The sequence below is a fragment of the Aquirufa sp. A-Brett2-W8 genome (genome assembly GCF_054558755.1).
Genome location: NZ_JBPXKS010000002.1, coordinates 331,812 through 349,165 on the forward strand (window position 1 = coordinate 331,812; position 17,354 = coordinate 349,165).

Annotated in this window: 18 protein-coding genes; 9 read left to right on the forward strand and 9 right to left on the reverse strand. The window is 40.3% G+C overall.

The features are described from left to right. The first annotated feature begins 64 nt into the window (after positions 1-64). Positions 65-796, forward strand: a complete 732-nt coding sequence (locus ACST13_RS01410) for a LolA family protein (RefSeq protein ID WP_459521434.1) — start codon at positions 65-67, stop codon at positions 794-796. Between the two features lie 45 nt (positions 797-841). Here ACST13_RS01410 and ACST13_RS01415 read toward each other — a convergent pair whose 3' ends face one another. The 3 genes from ACST13_RS01415 to ACST13_RS01425 are packed head-to-tail and all read right to left on the reverse strand — an operon-like array spanning position 842 to position 2,824. Next, a complete protein-coding gene (locus tag ACST13_RS01415; RefSeq protein WP_459521435.1) occupies positions 842-1,762 on the reverse strand; it encodes a sugar phosphate isomerase/epimerase family protein in 921 nt (306 codons plus the stop codon). Between the two features lies 1 nt (position 1,763). Next, complete coding sequence (locus tag ACST13_RS01420) at positions 1,764-2,120, reverse strand: transmembrane 220 family protein (protein WP_459521436.1); 357 nt, start codon at positions 2,118-2,120, stop codon at positions 1,764-1,766. Between the two features lie 2 nt (positions 2,121-2,122). Further along, positions 2,123-2,824, reverse strand: a complete 702-nt coding sequence (locus ACST13_RS01425) for a tetratricopeptide repeat protein (protein ID WP_459521437.1) — start codon at positions 2,822-2,824, stop codon at positions 2,123-2,125. 181 nt (positions 2,825-3,005) lie between these two features. Between ACST13_RS01425 and fsa the strand changes: the two genes are divergently transcribed. Continuing rightward, the gene (fsa, locus tag ACST13_RS01430; RefSeq protein ID WP_459521438.1) at positions 3,006-3,662 is read left to right on the forward strand and encodes a fructose-6-phosphate aldolase; all 657 of its coding nucleotides are present in this window, start codon (positions 3,006-3,008) and stop codon (positions 3,660-3,662) included. Positions 3,663-3,679: 17 nt separating this feature from the next. Then, positions 3,680-4,351, forward strand: a complete 672-nt coding sequence (locus ACST13_RS01435) for a cell division ATP-binding protein FtsE (protein WP_459521439.1) — start codon at positions 3,680-3,682, stop codon at positions 4,349-4,351. Here ACST13_RS01435 and porX read toward each other — a convergent pair whose 3' ends face one another. Then, a complete protein-coding gene (porX, locus tag ACST13_RS01440) occupies positions 4,352-5,917 on the reverse strand; it encodes a T9SS response regulator signal transducer PorX (RefSeq protein WP_459521440.1) in 1,566 nt (521 codons plus the stop codon). Between the two features lie 64 nt (positions 5,918-5,981). Between porX and ACST13_RS01445 the strand changes: the two genes are divergently transcribed. Next, on the forward strand, positions 5,982-6,263 hold the full coding sequence (locus tag ACST13_RS01445; RefSeq protein ID WP_459521441.1) for an iron-sulfur cluster biosynthesis family protein: 282 nt from the start codon (positions 5,982-5,984) through the stop codon (positions 6,261-6,263). Then, positions 6,260-7,150 (forward strand): Ppx/GppA phosphatase family protein, encoded by an 891-nt coding sequence (locus ACST13_RS01450; protein WP_459521442.1) that lies wholly within the window; start codon positions 6,260-6,262, stop codon positions 7,148-7,150. The genes ACST13_RS01445 and ACST13_RS01450 overlap by 4 nt, the downstream gene beginning before the upstream one ends. Here ACST13_RS01450 and ACST13_RS01455 read toward each other — a convergent pair whose 3' ends face one another. The 5 genes from ACST13_RS01455 to ACST13_RS01475 form a co-directional block, all read right to left on the reverse strand. Continuing rightward, entirely contained in the window at positions 7,151-8,041 is an 891-nt protein-coding gene (locus tag ACST13_RS01455) for a DUF3078 domain-containing protein (RefSeq protein WP_459521443.1), read from the reverse strand. A gap of 33 nt (positions 8,042-8,074) precedes the next feature. Beyond that, positions 8,075-8,953, reverse strand: coding sequence for an aldose epimerase family protein (locus ACST13_RS01460; RefSeq protein WP_459521444.1), 879 nt, complete (start codon positions 8,951-8,953; stop codon positions 8,075-8,077). Then, the gene (locus ACST13_RS01465) at positions 8,944-9,726 is read right to left on the reverse strand and encodes a TIGR02757 family protein (RefSeq protein WP_459521445.1); all 783 of its coding nucleotides are present in this window, start codon (positions 9,724-9,726) and stop codon (positions 8,944-8,946) included. The genes ACST13_RS01460 and ACST13_RS01465 overlap by 10 nt, the downstream gene beginning before the upstream one ends. 162 nt (positions 9,727-9,888) lie before the next feature. Then, complete coding sequence (locus ACST13_RS01470; protein WP_459521446.1) at positions 9,889-10,764, reverse strand: LysM peptidoglycan-binding domain-containing protein; 876 nt, start codon at positions 10,762-10,764, stop codon at positions 9,889-9,891. After that, positions 10,751-11,410: a hypothetical protein gene (locus tag ACST13_RS01475; RefSeq protein WP_459521447.1), complete on the reverse strand. Its 660-nt coding sequence runs from the start codon at positions 11,408-11,410 to the stop codon at positions 10,751-10,753. The genes ACST13_RS01470 and ACST13_RS01475 overlap by 14 nt, the downstream gene beginning before the upstream one ends. 64 nt (positions 11,411-11,474) lie before the next feature. Here ACST13_RS01475 and kdsB point away from each other — a divergent pair, with 64 nt between their 5' ends. From kdsB to ACST13_RS01495, 4 genes are all read left to right on the forward strand, one after another. Then, positions 11,475-12,227: a 3-deoxy-manno-octulosonate cytidylyltransferase gene (kdsB, locus tag ACST13_RS01480; RefSeq protein ID WP_459521448.1), complete on the forward strand. Its 753-nt coding sequence runs from the start codon at positions 11,475-11,477 to the stop codon at positions 12,225-12,227. Between the two features lie 64 nt (positions 12,228-12,291). Further along, entirely contained in the window at positions 12,292-16,050 is a 3,759-nt protein-coding gene (gene metH, locus ACST13_RS01485) for a methionine synthase (protein ID WP_459521449.1), read from the forward strand. Beyond that, positions 16,043-16,996: a methylenetetrahydrofolate reductase [NAD(P)H] gene (gene metF / locus ACST13_RS01490; RefSeq protein WP_459521450.1), complete on the forward strand. Its 954-nt coding sequence runs from the start codon at positions 16,043-16,045 to the stop codon at positions 16,994-16,996. The genes metH and metF overlap by 8 nt, the downstream gene beginning before the upstream one ends. Further along, on the forward strand, positions 16,996-17,352 hold the full coding sequence (locus tag ACST13_RS01495) for a CoA-binding protein (protein WP_459521451.1): 357 nt from the start codon (positions 16,996-16,998) through the stop codon (positions 17,350-17,352). The genes metF and ACST13_RS01495 overlap by 1 nt, the downstream gene beginning before the upstream one ends. Positions 17,353-17,354: the final 2 nt, after the last annotated feature.

The window sequence follows — 17,354 nt, forward strand, 5'->3', positions numbered from 1 at the left end:
ATAGGATGAATGGTATTCAAGCTATCCTATTTTACCTTAACTTTCGAGAATAAATCCCTGTAAAATGAAATTAACAATCAAATCAATCTGCCTTGTGGCAGGAATGCTTTTCGCTTTTGTTGCGTCTGCGCAATCTACAGAAGAAATTTTAGCGAAACATGAAGCTGCGATGGGTGGCTTAGACAAATGGGCTGCTGTTAAGACGGCGGTAGTTAAAAACAAGTTCAATGTACAAGGAATGGACATTGAAAGTAAAACATCCTTAGTGATTGGTAAATCTTTCCGTACTGAAATTGAAGTGATGGGAAATAAAATCATCACCGCTATCGATGGAGACAAAGGTTGGATGAATCGTCCAGCGATGATGGGTGGAACTGGCGAGCCAGAAGATATGCCTTCTGAGCAAGTAAAGATGGCAAGTTCACAGAAAACTTTAGGTTCGATTTTAACGAATGCAAAAAAAGACGGTTATAAAATCGAATTAGTTTCTAAGGAGAAATTAGATGGAGCTGATGTCTATTTATTAACAGTCACTAAACCATCTGGAGAAGATAGTAAGGTGTATGTGTCTACGGCAACTAATTTCGTAGTGAAGACACAGGCTAAAGTTCAAGCAAATGGACAAGAAGTAGATTCTGAGGTGAGTTTCTCGAACTATAAAATGGTCAATGGTTTGGCTTTCCCTTATACTGTCGAAACAGCTAACCCAATGGGTGGCATGATGACAGTCGAAACGGTTTCGGTTGAAATTAATCCTACCATCGATCCAGTTATCTTTGCTAAACCAGGCAAATAAATCTTGAATTTAATGAAAAAGGGCTTCAGAAATGAAGCCCTTTTTTTATGGTAAAAATTGTTGAATGTGATTCCTAGCACTTCGAATCGCTTTGTCAATATCCTCCTCTGAACCCTCGTATGCCTTATCCTCTACTTCGATTACAATAGGACCTCGGTATCGCACATCATTCAAAGCAGAGATAAATTTCCCCCAATCGATGTCCCCTAAACCAGGAATTTTAGGCGAATGATATTCTAAGGGATTAGCCAGAATTCCCACGCGATTTAATTTCTCCTGATACACTTTTATATCTTTTAAATGTACGTGGTGTATCCGATCCGCATAATGGTAGATAGGGTAGGTATAATCCATCATTTGGAATACCATATGAGACGGATCGTAATTTAGGCCAAAATTCACCGACGGAATAATCGTAAATAATTCGTCCCAAATCTTAGGCGTACTCATTAAATTCTTTCCTCCCGGCCACTCATCATCCGTAAAGAACATCGGGCAATTCTCTATGCCTATTTTGATTTTTAATGAATCAGCTAAGGCAATAATTTCTGGCCAAACCTCAGCGAAACGACTGATATTATAGGCCACATTCTTGGTGTAATCGCGTCCCACGAAGGTATTCACCCGCTCAATACCTAAAACGGAAGCCGCCTGAATGACTTTTTTAATGTGCTCTCTGTAAATTGCGGCCTGCGTTTCATCCGGGTCAAGGGGATTGGGGTAATAGCCTAAAGCAGAAATTTTTACCGAATGCTTAGCAAGTTTAGCTCTCAAATCTAGCAGATCATCGTGTGTCATTTGATCTACAGCAATATGCGAAACGCCGGCATACCTGCGTGCATCCTTTGACGAAGCTGGCCAGCACATGACTTCTATACAAGCAAAATTTTGCTGTTTGGCATAGTCTAAAACTTCAAAAAGACTTTTATTCGGAAGAATCGCAGAGACAAAACCAAGATCTAACATGTTATTTATTTTTTTCTAATCCGTAAAACAAGGCAAACGAAGCCGATGCAATCCAAAGTCCCACCGCCTCTCTAGCTAATTCCTGATTGTGCGTTTTCATGCTTAACCCATCTGTCAAAAATCCCTCCCAAGCCGTCATTTCCACCCATAATTGCAAGCCAGCAAACAGAGATAAGCAGAATAAGACAATTAAAAGTTCAGGATTCGTTTTTCCACGCATCGCTTGCAGCGATGTAAAAACAGCTGTGGCATACACAGGAACCCATAAAATGGGATCAGGGTCATTCAATTGCCAATAGGTAAAAAGTGAGAATGCGATGCAAAAAAAGGCCCCTATAATAAATTGTATCTTTCTCATGGTTATTGACATAGGTTTTTAACGGCTTCGGCCGCACCAGGATAAACAAGTTTTTGTGCTTGCTTGAATGCTAGGCAGGCTTTATCGTTTTGATTTGATTTGATATAACTTAATCCTAAAGCATAATAAGCTTTCCCAAAATTCGGATTAATCTCCGCGGCTTTCGCAAAATCAGCGATGGCGGCGGTATAATTTTCCTCCTGAAATAAAATGTTTCCTCGGTTATAGTAAGCATTGATTTCTTTAGGCGCTAAGCCTATGGCTTTCGTAAAATCCGCTTTTGCATCCATTGGTTTAGCAAGTGCTGCCTGTATAATACCTCTTTGTAAGTATCCGGCACTCGAATCTGACTGAGCAGCAATAGCTTTATCCGTAGGAGCGAGGGCTTTATCCCAGACTCCTTGTTCCATCAAAACAGCCCCCAAATTCAATTGAGATGCATATAAAGAGGGTTTTAATTCAATAGCCTTACGATAAGCCGCTTCCGCCTCCGGGTAATTTTTTTCTTGAAATAGAATTACGCCTTGTAAGTTATACGCCTCAGCAAGACCCGGATTTTTTTCAATGGATTTTTGAAGCGCTTCTTTAGCAGAAACGGCTTCCCCTTTCTGTAAGCGAGCTTTCGCTTCCTCTAACCAAGCCTCCCCTGAAGTAGAACACGCCCACATAAAGCATAGGCTTAAAAATAGAATCGATTTTTTCATTATTTAAAGTTAAGGTGCTATTCCAAAAAAACGATATTTATTTTGAAAAAAGCTCCTTTTTTGTCATCTTTGTGATGGCAAATTACCAGCTCCCGCTGAATCCCCCAGGTCTTGATCGAAGCAAGGGTAGGTCGGTTGTAGCGGTGAATTTGCCATTTTTTTGTTATTAAAAATCTGACCTATGAAATTTTTTATCGATACAGCGAATTTAGCTCAAATCAAAGAAGCACAAGATTTAGGTGTTTTGGACGGTGTAACAACAAACCCATCCTTAATGGCTAAAGAAGGAATTACAGGTAAAGACAACGTTTTACGTCATTACAAAGCGATTTGTGATATCGTAGATGGCGATGTTTCTGCCGAAGTAATTGCGACTGATTATGAGGGAATGATTCGTGAAGGCGAAGAATTAGCCGAATTAGACGATAAAATTGTAGTTAAGATTCCTATCATCAAGGACGGAATTAAAGCCTTGAAATATTTTTCAGAAAGAGGAATTAAAACAAACTGCACGCTCGTGTTCTCAGCTGGCCAAGCTCTATTAGCCGCAAAAGCTGGTGCAACCTATGTTTCTCCTTTTATTGGCCGTTTAGATGATATCTCCTACGACGGTATTGAATTAATCGAACAAATTCGGTTGATCTACGATAACTACGAGTTTGAAACGCAAATCTTGGCAGCCTCAGTTCGTCACCCAATGCACATTATTAAATGTGCTGAAGCCGCTGCTGATGTCATGACAGGTCCTTTATCTGCCATGTTAGCACTTCTAAAGCACCCATTGACAGATTCAGGTTTAGCTCAATTTTTAGCCGATCACGCAAAAGTAAATTCTTAATAACCTAGGCGATTCTTATGTCTGTTTTATCTTTTGAACAAGTAACTATTTCACAAGACGGCGTTAATACGCTGGAAGACATTAATTTAACGATTAATGAAAGAGATTTTTATTATTTAATTGGTAAAACGGGGAGTGGGAAAAGCACGTTCTTTCGCAGTATTATCGCGGAATTAGCGATTGAATCTGGGAATGCAACGGTGGCTGGTTATTCCTTGAATACCATTAAGCGTTCAGATGTACCATTTTTGAGAAGAAAATTAGGTTTCGTCTTTCAAGATTTTCAATTATTAACAGATCGCGATGTAGAGAAGAATTTGTCTTTTGTTTTAGAGGCCACAGGTCATAAAGACAAAGAGGAGATTCGCTTTAAGATAGAGGAGGTTTTACGCCGGGTAGGAATGAGCTCTTCGATTTCGAAGCGTATTCATCGTTTATCTGGTGGAGAGCAACAACGCATTTGTATTGCACGCGCCATTTTAAACAATCCTGTTTTATTGCTTGCTGATGAGCCTACGGGCCATTTAGATCCAGAGATTTCTTTAGAAATTATGCAATTATTTAAGGAATTGAATCAAAGTGGAATGGCCATTATAATGGCTAGTCATGATTATAATACGATGGCTAAAGTTCCCGGTCAAATCCTCAAATGCGAAGGTGGTAAAATTTTCCATGTCGCTAGTCTCTAACTATTTTCCCGAATAGTAGATTACCGGAATAATACATTCCTCTAAAGAAATTCCCCCGTGTTGGAAGGTGTTTCGGTAGTGGTTTACGTATTGATTGTAATTGTTGGGATAGGCAAACATATTGTCTTCTTTGGCAAAAACGTAGGTCGTAGAAACATTAGGTTTAGGCAAGAAAATGTTCTCCGGTTTTCTGCAAACCATCATTTTACTTGCATTATCCCAATTTAGATTCTTGCCTTGCTTATAGCGTAAATTCGTATTCGTATTTCGATCCCCTACAATTTTGATGGGATTTTGAACTCGAATCATTCCATGATCTGTGGTGATAATCACTCGACCCTTTTTCTCAGCGATCTTCTTTAATAAGTCAAACAAGGGGGAATGCTGAAACCAACTTGCAGTTAAACTGCGGTAAGCTGACTCGTCCGGAGCTAATTCCTTAATCATCGCCATGTCCGTGCGTGCATGCGAAAGCATATCTACGAAATTATAAACGATGACATTTAAATCATTGGTGGCTAATTTATTAAAATTGTCCACTAATTGTTTTCCCTGATATTGATGGATAATCTTATGATAGGAGCTTTTGGCGTTAATTTTTAAACGCTTTAATTGCTCCTGCAAGTAAAATTCTTCGTGTTTATTGAATCCCTCTTCATCGTCCGAGTCCCCTAAATCATAAACCCATTTATCCGGATAATTTTTAGCGATTTCTGAAGGCATCATACCAGCAAAGATGGAATTTCTCGCGTAAGCAGTCGTGGTAGGTAAGATGGAAAAATAGGTGCTTTCTGACTCTAATCGAAAATATTCTTGGATGTATTTGTCCAACGTTTTCCATTGATCAAAGCGTAGGTTATCGATTAAAATAAAATACAAGGGACTTTTGTCATTTATTTTAGGAAATACATGTTTCCGAAGCATTAAATGCGAGAGAACAGGCGTTTCTGTATTCGGATTCATTAACCAACCTTCGTAATTTTTCTCAATGAATTTACTGAAATGTGCATTTGCTTCATTTTTTTGGTTGTTCAAAACCTCCGCCATCGATTTATTCTCGGTGGTGTCGATCTCAAGCTCCCAATAAATGAGTTTTTCGTAAATTTCTGACCATTCTTTTGCATTCAAATGATCCTGGTACTGCATTGATAAGGCTAAAAACTCTTGTTGGTAGGTAATATTAGTTTTACCCTCTTCGAGTCTTTTTTTGTCAAAAATCCGTTTGACTGAAAGTAATAATTGATTGGGATTTAATGGTTTGATCAAGTAATCCGCTATTTTAGAGCCGATGGCGTCCTCCATTAATTCCTCTTCTTCTGATTTTGTGATCATGATCACCGGAAGGTTAGGGCGGATTTTTTTAATGTGCAATAAAACTTCTAGGCCTGACATGCCAGGCATATTTTCATCTAAGAATAAAATATCAAATTTTTGTGTTTCTACTAAATCCAAGGCATCTGCACCGGAATTAACCGTAAATACTTCATATCCTTTGCCCTCTAAAAACAAAATATAGGGTTTCAATAAATCGATTTCATCGTCAGCCCAAAGTATTTTATACGTCATTGTCCTTTTATTTACCTTTCGAGATTAAAATTAGCTAATTTTATAACGTCATCCTCGTTAATACATGTTAATAGATACTCCAGTGCATTTGACGGAATCTGCCATAGAAAACCTTCGACTCATCACGTTTCCGGAGCCCTTTCTTCGCGTGGGAATGCGTGGAGGAACCTGTGGAGGAACCTACGTTTTGGGTTTTGATTCAAAAACAGATAATGACGAGGAGTATTTAATTGAAAATATACCGGTCATTATAGATCGAAGAGAATTACTTTTTGTCTTAGGAACTGAGATTACTTTTGAAGTTCAAGGCAATGGTTTTTTCCTTCATAAACCCGCCAAATCATGAAATTTGCTGCCATTGACATCGGTTCAAATGCCGCCCGCCTTCAAATCTCCAGTGTTTTAGAGAATGAGGGTGTGATTAGTTTCAAACGAATTGAATATGTCCGTTTTGCACTTCGTTTAGGACATGACGTATTTAGCGATGGATTAATTTCGCCAGAATCAGAGGTTAGAATCTTTAAGTTGATGCACGCCTATAAATTATTAATGGACTTGCACGAAGTGAAAGATTATGCCATTTGCGCTACTTCGGCGATGCGGGAGGCCTCAAACTCGTCTGAAATAATTACGCGTATTCACAAGACTTTGGATATGAAAATTCAATTAATTGATGGAAGTCGAGAGGCGGAATTAATTAATGATGTTGTGGTTCAATCATTGCACCCTAAAAAAAATTATTTGCACATTGATGTGGGGGGGGGAAGTACAGAATTAAATATTTATAGCAATCGAGTGAAGTTAGCCTCTAGATCATTTAAAATTGGTTCCGTTCGTTTATTAGAAGGTACGGAAAAAGAAGGGGATTGGGAAAAGATGCGCAATTGGATTGCCCAGCAAATGAGTATGATTTCTGGGGATATTGAAGCCATTGGAACGGGTGGAAACATCGCAAAATTATTAAACCTTTCCAAGCCTTCACCAGAGGAAAAATCAATGAGTTTTGATGCGCTATTTGAAATGGCAGCCTATGTGGGTTCTTTTTCTTTTGAAGATCGAGTGAATAAATTACGCCTTAATACGGACCGTGCTGACGTGATTGTTCCGGCAGCTTCCATCTATTTAACTGCGATGGAATTAGGTGGATGTAAAACGATTTTAGTGCCTGATTTAGGATTGAAAGATGGAATCATTCAAATGCTGTATGATCGTCATCTGAATAGAAAGAAATAACTATTTTTCGATTCGGTAAACGAGTCCCATCGAAAGGACTTGAGAAAATTGCCAACTAGGATCCTGGTCATAATCTCGGAATAATACGATCTGCAGATTTGTGCTGACATACTTGTTCACTTTCATGGTTATATTCGCATCCAATCGGTGTACGATACTGTTAGAGAGATTTAGTCTGAAGTAATCGATTAAGGCTGAATACCGTGCTTTTACGTTGATATTTTCCCACACATCTTTGTCTATGTTGACCAGGTACTGAAAGACGAATTGATTTCTAATATTGTCCCCTGGCTTTTCTAGGCCATATAATCCTGCTCTGGAGATGGCTTGATCGAAGACAAAGGTTTGGCGTAAACTACCAATACCTATTCGGGTATAAAAGGATTTATCCGGATGGTATTCTAGACCCATGGAGGAGGTTAAATAGGCAGGGGCAAAGAGACTCGAAATTAAGGAGTCAACCGCAACGCCAGCTTTGTTTTTCTTTCCATATTCATATCCATTAAAGAATTGAGTCTGAAAGTTAGTAGAGCCATAAAAGTCCCATTTAGGGCTGATTCGATAACCCGCTTTAAATTCGTAAGCAATTCGGTCGATGTTTTTACGGAGACTTTGGGTGCGGTTTTGGAGAAAACCTACTTGTAAATTTAGGTCTGAATTTAATCGCCAGGATTCATTTGAAACGTTGGCAGTGTGATTTAAATACCATCCAATGGCCAAGGTATTTGTACCCCCACCTTTCCAGTTATCACTAAAACTAGATTGATTTAAGTTGATTCCTGAGGTCATCACTTGTTTCCATTTATTAGCTGTCGAATCTGCTTTCGATTCCCCGAATGTGGGACATAAAGCAGATAAGCTTAGCAAAATAATAAGTGAAATTAACTTCATCTGACAAAGGTACAAAAAAGCTGTTTGAATGGTTTATTTTCCTATGGATAAACGGATCTGACCTGAAAAGACCTCTGCTGGAGCTAACTCAATCAGTCCATCTCCTGTATTAAAGGCATCCGTATTCGCTGTCATGGGCTCAATTGCAACCGAGGTATAGCCTTCTGGTTGAAATACCACCAAGAAAGGGAATTGAATGGACGATTGCTCTAAAAACAAGGATCTCTGATGCTTTGTATCCATAAATTCGGTGACGTGCTTCTCCTGAGGTTCTAATCGAAAAACATGATCGATTTTCTCTTTACTAAATTTAAAATGTTGTTTCCCGAGTAGATTTTCCTCTTGTAAAGGGATCATTTGGGAGTCTGATAAAAAACGGCTAATCGGTTTGAACTTGATCTCTAAATCTCCAGCAGACGTGTCAGGAAAAGAAAAATAGGGGTGCCAGCCACAAGCAAAAGGGAGAGGCCCCGTACCCGTATTTTCGGCCTCGAAGGTGATATCTAAAGTCCCCGAGTCTTGTAATGTATAGGTATAACGGAACGTAAAAGGGAAGGGGTAATTGGGTTCTTCGCCAGAATAAACGTGTTTCAGGGTGATGGAGTTTTCGGAGGCTGTGACCACATCGAAAGCTGCCCTAGCCAGTAAACCATGGATGGCATTTCCGAGTTCCGGTTCGTTAATGGGTAATTGGTAATTTTTGCCTTTGAAGGAATAATTACCATTACGCACTCGATTAACCCAAGGCGTCAATAAGGAGCTGGGATGATAGGTATTGCTTTTTAAAGGATATTTTTCGCTTCCCGGCAGGTCAATGAGTGATAGACCAGAAATATGTAATTCGATTAAACTGGCTCCTATTTGAGGATCGATAACAAGGTAGTCCCCCGTATTTTTGTTTCTTATTTCCATAGCGTTTTATCTTCGATACCCATTCCATAAAGGGCAAAATCATATTTAACGGGGTCATTAGGATCTAATGAACGTAGTGTTTCAGTTAGTGCCAAAGCCGTTTTCCAGTTTGCCTTCTCTTCTTTCATCAAACCTAATTGACTAGCCGTGCGCATGGCATGTACGTCGAGTGGACAAACTAATTGAGATGCTTTAATGCTGGACCAAAGCCCAAAATCAACTCCTGCCTCATCTTTTCTCACCATCCAACGCAAAAACATATTGATGCGTTTGCAAGCAGAGTTTTTCCTAGGGGATGCAATGTGTTTTTTTGTTCTTTCTGGCGCCCATTCCAAATCGAAAAAATAGGAATAAAAGCCATTAAGTCCATTTTCAATCGTTAAATCACCCTCTTGTAAGCCATGCGTAAACGCCGATTCTAGTGAATTATTGCTTTTGTAATGTCTTTGAAAAAAGTCGATAAAATAGAGCGTGTCTGAATACTGAAAGGTTCGGTGTTTGAAAGATTCAAATCGCTTTAAATCCGATGATTGATGATTTAGAATGAAATCATAAGGGGATCCATCCATCAAATCGATGAGTTGACGTGCGTTTTGAAGAATTGTCTTTCGTTGACCCCAGGCTAAAATAGCGACCCAAAACCCCATAATTTCAATATCCTGTAGTCGAGAAAAGGAGTGAGGGATTTGAATAGGATCGTGTTCAATAAAACGCGGATGATTGAAAAAAGCGAATTTCTCATCTAAGATGGCCGCTATTTTTTCGTGGATCATTTGCGACTAAAAAAAGCGATAATTCTTGATGGAATGGAAAAGACCCACACCAAAATAGTCACCGCCGTGGAGAATACGGCTATAAAAGGATAGGATAAGATAAAAAATATTTCAAAAACTACGTGTCCAGCTGTAATTGGCCTTTTTCTCTTTGTCATAAATCTACTGTAATAAATAAGATATTTCAGCCCTCACGCGCTTATCCACTGCATTTAATTTTTCAAAAGCTTTAGGAGAAAGTTTGATAATCACCTTCGTATCTCCATTGGGTAAACGACCAATGACTTTCACCCAAATGCTTTGGTTATTCGTAAGGTTCTTCACTAAAACCAAGGTTCCAATAGGAGCAGTTCGGTGTAAGGCTAAGAATTTACCTGAATTATCCGGTACGTCTATTAATTCAGCGATACCCGTCTCAATCTTCTTTTTAATATCTTCTGGACCTTTTTCTTTAACTGGAGCTGCTGGTGCAGCTGGTTCGGCTGCAGGATCTGTAGTAGATGCTTTCGCTGGCAATAGGTTAGTCTTATCTACAGAAATGGTTGATTTAGAAGCGGATGGGTCAGAAACAATCAGGCGTTGACCTTCTTGCAAACGATCTGAAGTTAAATTATTCCATTTACGCAATTCTGCCATAGTCACTTTGTGCATGTTAGCAATAGAAAGAAGTCCTTGTTTACTGGCTACAATGTGGATTTCGGCTTTTTTAGGAGCATCCATTTTAGGGGCATCAGCTACTTTTTCTTCCGCCATTTTAGGGGCAGGATTGCTTTCCTCTAAGTAATGCAATGGGATATATACGATTTCGCCTGTTTTCACTGGGATTTCAACTTCTGAATTAGCAGCCTTGAATTCTGTCAGAGATAAATTATAGCGTTTTAAAATCGAGAATAGCGATTGCTTAGGGCCTACTTTGAAAAGTAAATAGGTCTTGTTGTTTTCTTTTTTTAAGCCTAAAGAATCGAGCGTAATGGCCTGCAAGCTGGTGCTTAAGCCCAATATAAACGCTAAAATGAGAGTTAATTTATAATTTTTCATAAATAACTAGTTTGATTTTGTCCTTTACAAAAATCAATTGATCATTGAGCAACGTAAAGGTGTGGTAACCGATGGCATCCCCTTCTGCGATTAGTTCTAGTACTAAGGTCTCGAAGGCTAAATTGCATACCCGAAGGTAGTTTTTCCAGCCATTATCGTAAAGATAATAAGAAAATATTAGCTTATCCTCACCTTCAAAATAATCCAATCCTTTCGCAATGTTTTCGTTGAATTGTTGTTTAAAGAAAGCTTGAAAGTCTTTGAAATAGTCTTGACTTTCTTCGTAATGTTGGGGAGTTTTGAAGTTGAAAGGGCTTTCAGAGTTTAATGCGCGCGGTTTTTCTTCTTTCAGAAGCTGAATCGGGCGTAAAGAATAGGTTTGAATCGCTTCCAAACCCGGATTTTTACTCTTCTGTAATTTGATGAAAATCGCCTGATTTTCGTCCCCCGATTGAAAGTTTAGTTGAGCATAGTCTGCTGGTGCTTTTCCTAAAAGCTCCATTTTTTTTGTACTGACATCATATGAATGCCAAAATGCCTCACCATTTCCTCTTGTTTCAATCCACAAAAGGGGCTTATTCGGTGTTCCCCAATAGCGGATACTCCAGATAGGTTCAGTAAATGAATGTTCGAAAAATGTGGACAAAGGCGCGAAAGTTTGGAAATTATGTGCAAATTTGGCAAAATTCTATCGAATAAACGTAATTTTTATGTTGCACGGCAAAAAAGTAGTCGCGATTATTCCGGCTCGTTTCGCGTCTTCTCGTTTCCCTGGAAAACCGCTGGTAGATTTGGGCGGAAGGCCGATGATTCAGCGTACCTATGAGCGTGTCAAGGCGGTGGAAGGTTTTGATCGAATTGTTATTGCGACAGATGATCAACGCATTTTTGATGTGGCGCAGGGTTTTGGTGCAGAAGTGATGTTGACATCCACTAGCCACATGACCGGTACGGATCGTTGTGCAGAAGTATTGAGTCGATTAGGCGAATCGGTGGATTATGTCATTAATATTCAGGGGGATGAACCCTTTATAGAGCCCGAACAACTGAGAGAGGTCGCTGCAGGATTTGCTTCCGGAGCACCTATTTTAACGCTGATCAAGAAAATCACAGACATTGAAACGCTTTTTAATGTAAATACTCCCAAAGTTGTTTGCGATGAAGAAGGGCATGCTTTGTATTTTTCGCGTCAAACGATTCCTTTTCTACGAGGTGTGGATCCTAAAGATTCGTTAGCAAAGCATACTTTTTACAAACACATCGGATTATATGCTTATCGGGCAGATATTTTGCCCGGTTTAAGTGCTTTAAGGCCTACTTCTTTAGAGCTGGCGGAATCTTTAGAGCAGTTACGTTGGGTTCAAAATGGTATTCGAATTAAGGCCATTGAAACGCAATTTGAAACTATAGGAATTGATTCTCCGGAAGATGTAGAAAAAATTTTGAAAATGGGCCTCATTTAGCCTGATAAGCAGTATATTTGTTAGGTTTTTGGCATAAATCTTAGTCCAAAAATCATTCTAAAACATGCAAAAACTGAATATAAAAGACGTATTACGCGAAAAGATTTTAATTCTTGACGGCGCAATGGGTTCTTTAATCCAACAATATAATCTAACGGATGCCGATTATCGGGGTGAACGATTTAAGAATTTTCCACACGAAGTAAAGGGAAATAATGACCTATTATCGATTACTCGTCCGGATGTAATCAAAGAAATTCACGCAAAATACTTTGCGGCTGGGGCTGATATTGCCGAAACGAATACCTTCTCTGGGACTTCCATTGCCATGGCAGATTACCACATGGAGGATTTAGTGTATGAATTAAACTTCGAGTCTGCGAAAATTGCGCGCGAAGTGGCGGATGAGTTTACAGCAGAGAATCCATCAAAGCCCCGTTATGTGGCTGGTTCCATTGGGCCGACAAATCGTACGCTTTCCTTATCTCCAGACGTAAATGATCCCGGTTTCAGAGCGGTGACTTTTGATGAATTAGTCGAGGCTTATACCGAACAAATTCGTGGTTTAGTAGATGGTGGGGCTGATTTACTCTTGGTTGAAACGATTTTTGATACCTTGAATGCGAAGGCAGCTTTGTTCGCCATCGATCAATACTTTAAGCAGGATCCTTCGAAGCCTTATTTACCTGTGATGGTTTCAGGTACGATTACGGATGCGTCTGGACGTACCTTATCCGGCCAAACCACCGAAGCCTTCTTGACCTCTGTTTCTCACATGCCTTTACTCTCGGTTGGCTTAAACTGCGCACTTGGTGCAGATTTAATGCGTCCTTACGTGAAGACCTTGAATGATAAATCCCCTTTCTTAGTTTCTGCTCACCCGAATGCGGGTTTGCCGAATGAAATGGGAGAATACGATCAATCGCCTGCAGAAATGGCGTCAATTATCGATGATTTCTTAGCGAACGGCTTCCTGAATATTATTGGAGGATGTTGCGGAACGACTCCAGCGCATATTAAGGCCATTGCAGAAGTGGCCGCGAAACATAAGCCTCACGTAATTCCTGAGGCTAACGATAATCAGCAATTATCTGGTTTAGAGCCCTTGGAGATTACCGCATTGACCAGATTTGTCAATATTGGTGAGCGTTGCAATGTGACGGGTTCGAAGAAGTTTGCCCGTTTAATTCGGGAAGAAAAGTTTGAAGAAGCTATTTCGGTGGCTCGTGAGCAAGTGGATGGAGGAGCGCAGATTTTGGACATCAACATGGATGAGGGAATGATTGATGGCGTCAAGATGATGCCGCAATTCTTGAATTTATTAATGTCTGAGCCTGATATCGCGCGTTTACCTATTATGATTGACTCCTCGAAATGGGAGGTTATCGAAGCAGGTTTGAAATGCGTGCAAGGTAAATCGGTGGTTAACTCGATTTCGCTGAAAGAAGGGGAGGAGAAATTTATCGAGTCTGCGAATTTGGTGAAGATGTACGGAGCTTCCGTCGTGGTCATGGCCTTCGATGAAACGGGGCAAGCCGATTCCTACGAGCGTCGTATTGAGATTTGCAAAAGAGCCTATGATATTTTAGTCGATAAAGTAGGTTTGCCTGCTCAGGATATCATTTTTGATCCGAATATTTTAACTGTCGCGACGGGAATTGAGGAGCACAATAATTATGCGGTTGATTTTATTCGCGCGACGAAATGGATTAAAGAGAACTTACCCCACGCGAAAGTATCTGGTGGTGTTTCTAATATTTCTTTCTCCTTCCGGGGTAATGAATTAGTTCGGGAAGCCATGCACACGGTTTTCTTATATCATGCGATTAAAGCAGGTATGGATATGGGAATTGTTAACGCCAGCCAATTAGGTGTGTACGATGATATTGATGCGGTGCTACGTGATTTATGCGAGGACGTTTTATTAAACAGAAATCCAGAATCAACGGAGAAATTAGTGACCTATGCAGAAACAGTTAAATCGGCTGGTAAAGAGGTAGTTATCGATGATGCTTGGAGAAAAGAACCGGTTAATAAGCGTTTACAGCATGCTTTAATTAAAGGATTGACGGAGTTTATTGATGAAGATGTTGAGGAAGCGCGTCAATTAGTGGAGCGCCCGATTCAGGTGATTGAAGGTCCTTTAATGGATGGAATGAACGTGGTGGGGGATTTGTTTGGAGAAGGAAAAATGTTCTTGCCTCAGGTCGTGAAATCTGCGCGGGTGATGAAGAAGGCGGTAGCTTATTTATTGCCGTTTATTGAGGCAGGAAAACAAGGTGGGGAGAGTTCTTCCGCCGGAAAGATATTAATGGCAACAGTGAAAGGCGATGTGCATGATATTGGAAAGAATATTGTGGGCGTTGTTTTGGCCTGTAATAATTACGAGGTGATCGATATCGGTGTGATGGTGCCTTGTGATAAAATTTTAGCGGCAGCGAAAGAGCATAACGTTGATATTATCGGTCTATCGGGTCTGATTACGCCATCCTTAGATGAGATGGTGTATGTGGCCAAAGAAATGGAGCGACTTGGTTTCAAAGTTCCTCTTTTAATCGGAGGGGCCACAACGTCCCGCATTCATACGGCCGTAAAAATTGATCCTCATTATTCAGGACCTGTGATTCACGTTTTAGATGCCTCCCGTTCTGTACCTGTGGCGGGTCGTTTATTGCAAAGTGAATTAACTTCTCAAGAAATCTTTAGCGAGATTAAAACGGAATACGCCGAATTGAGAACGGCTCATGCAGCTCGTCAACAAGAGAAAAATTACCTATCCATCGATCAGGCTCGGACAAAATCGAGTGGAATTGATTGGACGGGATTTAAAGCGAAAAAGCCATCCTTCTTGGGCGTGAAGTATTTTGAAGATTATTCCTTAGAAGAAATCGCCAAATACATCGACTGGACACCGTTCTTCTCGACTTGGCAATTATCAGGTAAATACCCGCGTATTTTTGATAACGAGGTGGTAGGAATAGAGGCGAAGAAATTGTTTGATGATGCGCAATCCTTATTGAGTGAAATTATTGCGAATAAATCGCTGCAAGCGAAGGCAGCCTTGGGTTTCTTCCCAGCCAATTCACTAGGTGACGATATTATTTTACATGATTACGTTGAGAAGGCCTTAGAAGTGGCCTGTGAAAAGCATGGTTCGCACAAGCAGAATTCGTATGAGATTGAAATGAAGGATGAATCTTCTGATAAGAGTCAGTGGTTACACCATTTGCGCCAGCAAGGCCAGAAAGCAAGTACCCTGCCGAATCGCTGTTTAAGTGATTTTGTAGCACCATTAAGTATAGGAGAAACAGATTATGTGGGTGCTTTTGCGGTTACTACGGGTCTGGGGATTGAAGTGCTTTTGGACAAATACGAAAAAGAACATGACGATTATAATTCGATCATGGTGAAGGCTTTAGCGGATCGTTTAGCGGAAGCCTTTGCTGAATTATTGCACGAGCGTGTTCGTCGGGAATTCTGGGGCTATGCTTCTGAAGAGCATTTAAGCAATGAGGAGTTGATTTCAGAAAAATACGATGGCATTCGTCCTGCTCCAGGTTATCCGGCTTGCCCCGATCACACCGAAAAGAAGCGATTGTTCGAATTATTGGATGCGGAGAAGCAAATTGGAATTCAATTAACGGAGAGTTATGCGATGTATCCGGCCTCTGCGGTGTCTGGATTCTATTTCTCACATCCGGAGAGTACGTATTTTGGTTTAGGTAAGATTGCCAAAGACCAGGTAACAGATTATGCGAAACGTAAAGGCATGTCCCTAGACGACATCGAAAAATGGTTAAGCCCGGTTTTGAATTATGACTAAGATTACGAAATATTTTGAGCAAGCGGCTGGGAAAACCCTTTTCTCGATCGAGATTATTCCACCGATGAAAGGCCAACACTTGGGCGAGTTAATGTCGCACATTGAGCCTTTAATGGAGTTTAAGCCACCTTTTATTGAGGTGACGTACCATCGCGAAGAATATGTCGATAAAGTCGTGGATGGCATTTCTAAGCGTATTCCTATCCGCAAGCGTCCGGGGACTTTAGGGATTTGTGCGTCTATCATTCAACGTTTTCAAATCGAAGCAGTACCTCACGTTATTTGTGGTGGTTTTACGCAGGAAGAGACGGAGGATTTCTTAATCGATTTACACTATTTAGGGATCGAAAACGTGCTATTATTGCGCGGTGATCAAGAAAAAGGAGAAAGCCATTTTACACCTAAACCGGGCGGGCATGCTTATGCGAACGAATTAGTGGCGCAAGCGGCGGCAATGAATCAAGGAATATTATTGCACGAAGAAACGGAATCCTTACCTACGAATTTCTGTATAGGGGTTGCTGGTTATCCAGAGAAGCATATTGACGCGGTTTCTTTTGACCAAGATTTGCGTTACTTGAAGCAAAAAGTAGATGCGGGTGCAGATTATATCGTGACGCAGATGTTCTTTGATAATTCGAAATACTTTGATTTTGTTAAAAAATGCCGCGAAATGGGCATTAAAGTGCCTATTATCCCAGGATTAAAACCTTTAGCAACTGAGCGTCAATTAGAGATTCTGCCGGAGATTTTTCATTTAGAAATTCCCAATGAATTTGTTTCTGAGGCTCGTAAATGTGCAAATAACGCGGCAATCAAGCAATTAGGTATTGAATGGGCGGTGCAACAAGGCAAGGAATTAATTCAAGCTGGTGTTCCTGCCTTGCATTTTTATACGATGAGTAAGTCTGATAGCGTTCGCGCCATCGCTGAAAAATTATTCTAATGAAGGTCTTAGTTTATGGTGCGAGTACGAATCCGAGTCGATATGCCTATATCGCCACCGAATTATTATTGCAACATAAGCACGATGTTTCACTTGTCGGAATAAAAAAAGGGGAAGTCTTAGGTCTCATTATTCAACAAGATCAACCTTTGTTGAAAGATATCGACACAGTTACCTTGTATGTAGCCCCTGCGAATCAGGAGGGTCTTTTTGACTATCTTCAAGCCATATCACCCAGACGTGTAATATTCAATCCAGGAACTGAAAATCCGGATTTGGAAAAGGAATTAGAACAAGTGGGTATTCTAACAGAAGAGGCCTGCACGCTGGTTTTATTGCACACAGGCCAGTTTTAAGA

Coding starts and splice junctions, on each gene's coding strand:
- ACST13_RS01410 (WP_459521434.1), top strand. CDS start 65: ATGAAATTAACAATCAAATCAATCTGCCTTGTGGCAGGAATGCTTTTC.
- ACST13_RS01415 (WP_459521435.1), bottom strand. CDS start 1,762: ATGTTAGATCTTGGTTTTGTCTCTGCGATTCTTCCGAATAAAAGTCTT.
- ACST13_RS01420 (WP_459521436.1), bottom strand. CDS start 2,120: ATGAGAAAGATACAATTTATTATAGGGGCCTTTTTTTGCATCGCATTC.
- ACST13_RS01425 (WP_459521437.1), bottom strand. CDS start 2,824: ATGAAAAAATCGATTCTATTTTTAAGCCTATGCTTTATGTGGGCGTGT.
- fsa (WP_459521438.1), top strand. CDS start 3,006: ATGAAATTTTTTATCGATACAGCGAATTTAGCTCAAATCAAAGAAGCA.
- ACST13_RS01435 (WP_459521439.1), top strand. CDS start 3,680: ATGTCTGTTTTATCTTTTGAACAAGTAACTATTTCACAAGACGGCGTT.
- porX (WP_459521440.1), bottom strand. CDS start 5,917: ATGACGTATAAAATACTTTGGGCTGACGATGAAATCGATTTATTGAAA.
- ACST13_RS01445 (WP_459521441.1), top strand. CDS start 5,982: ATGTTAATAGATACTCCAGTGCATTTGACGGAATCTGCCATAGAAAAC.
- ACST13_RS01450 (WP_459521442.1), top strand. CDS start 6,260: ATGAAATTTGCTGCCATTGACATCGGTTCAAATGCCGCCCGCCTTCAA.
- ACST13_RS01455 (WP_459521443.1), bottom strand. CDS start 8,041: ATGAAGTTAATTTCACTTATTATTTTGCTAAGCTTATCTGCTTTATGT.
- ACST13_RS01460 (WP_459521444.1), bottom strand. CDS start 8,953: ATGGAAATAAGAAACAAAAATACGGGGGACTACCTTGTTATCGATCCT.
- ACST13_RS01465 (WP_459521445.1), bottom strand. CDS start 9,726: ATGATCCACGAAAAAATAGCGGCCATCTTAGATGAGAAATTCGCTTTT.
- ACST13_RS01470 (WP_459521446.1), bottom strand. CDS start 10,764: ATGAAAAATTATAAATTAACTCTCATTTTAGCGTTTATATTGGGCTTA.
- kdsB (WP_459521448.1), top strand. CDS start 11,475: ATGTTGCACGGCAAAAAAGTAGTCGCGATTATTCCGGCTCGTTTCGCG.
- metH (WP_459521449.1), top strand. CDS start 12,292: ATGCAAAAACTGAATATAAAAGACGTATTACGCGAAAAGATTTTAATT.
- metF (WP_459521450.1), top strand. CDS start 16,043: ATGACTAAGATTACGAAATATTTTGAGCAAGCGGCTGGGAAAACCCTT.
- ACST13_RS01495 (WP_459521451.1), top strand. CDS start 16,996: ATGAAGGTCTTAGTTTATGGTGCGAGTACGAATCCGAGTCGATATGCC.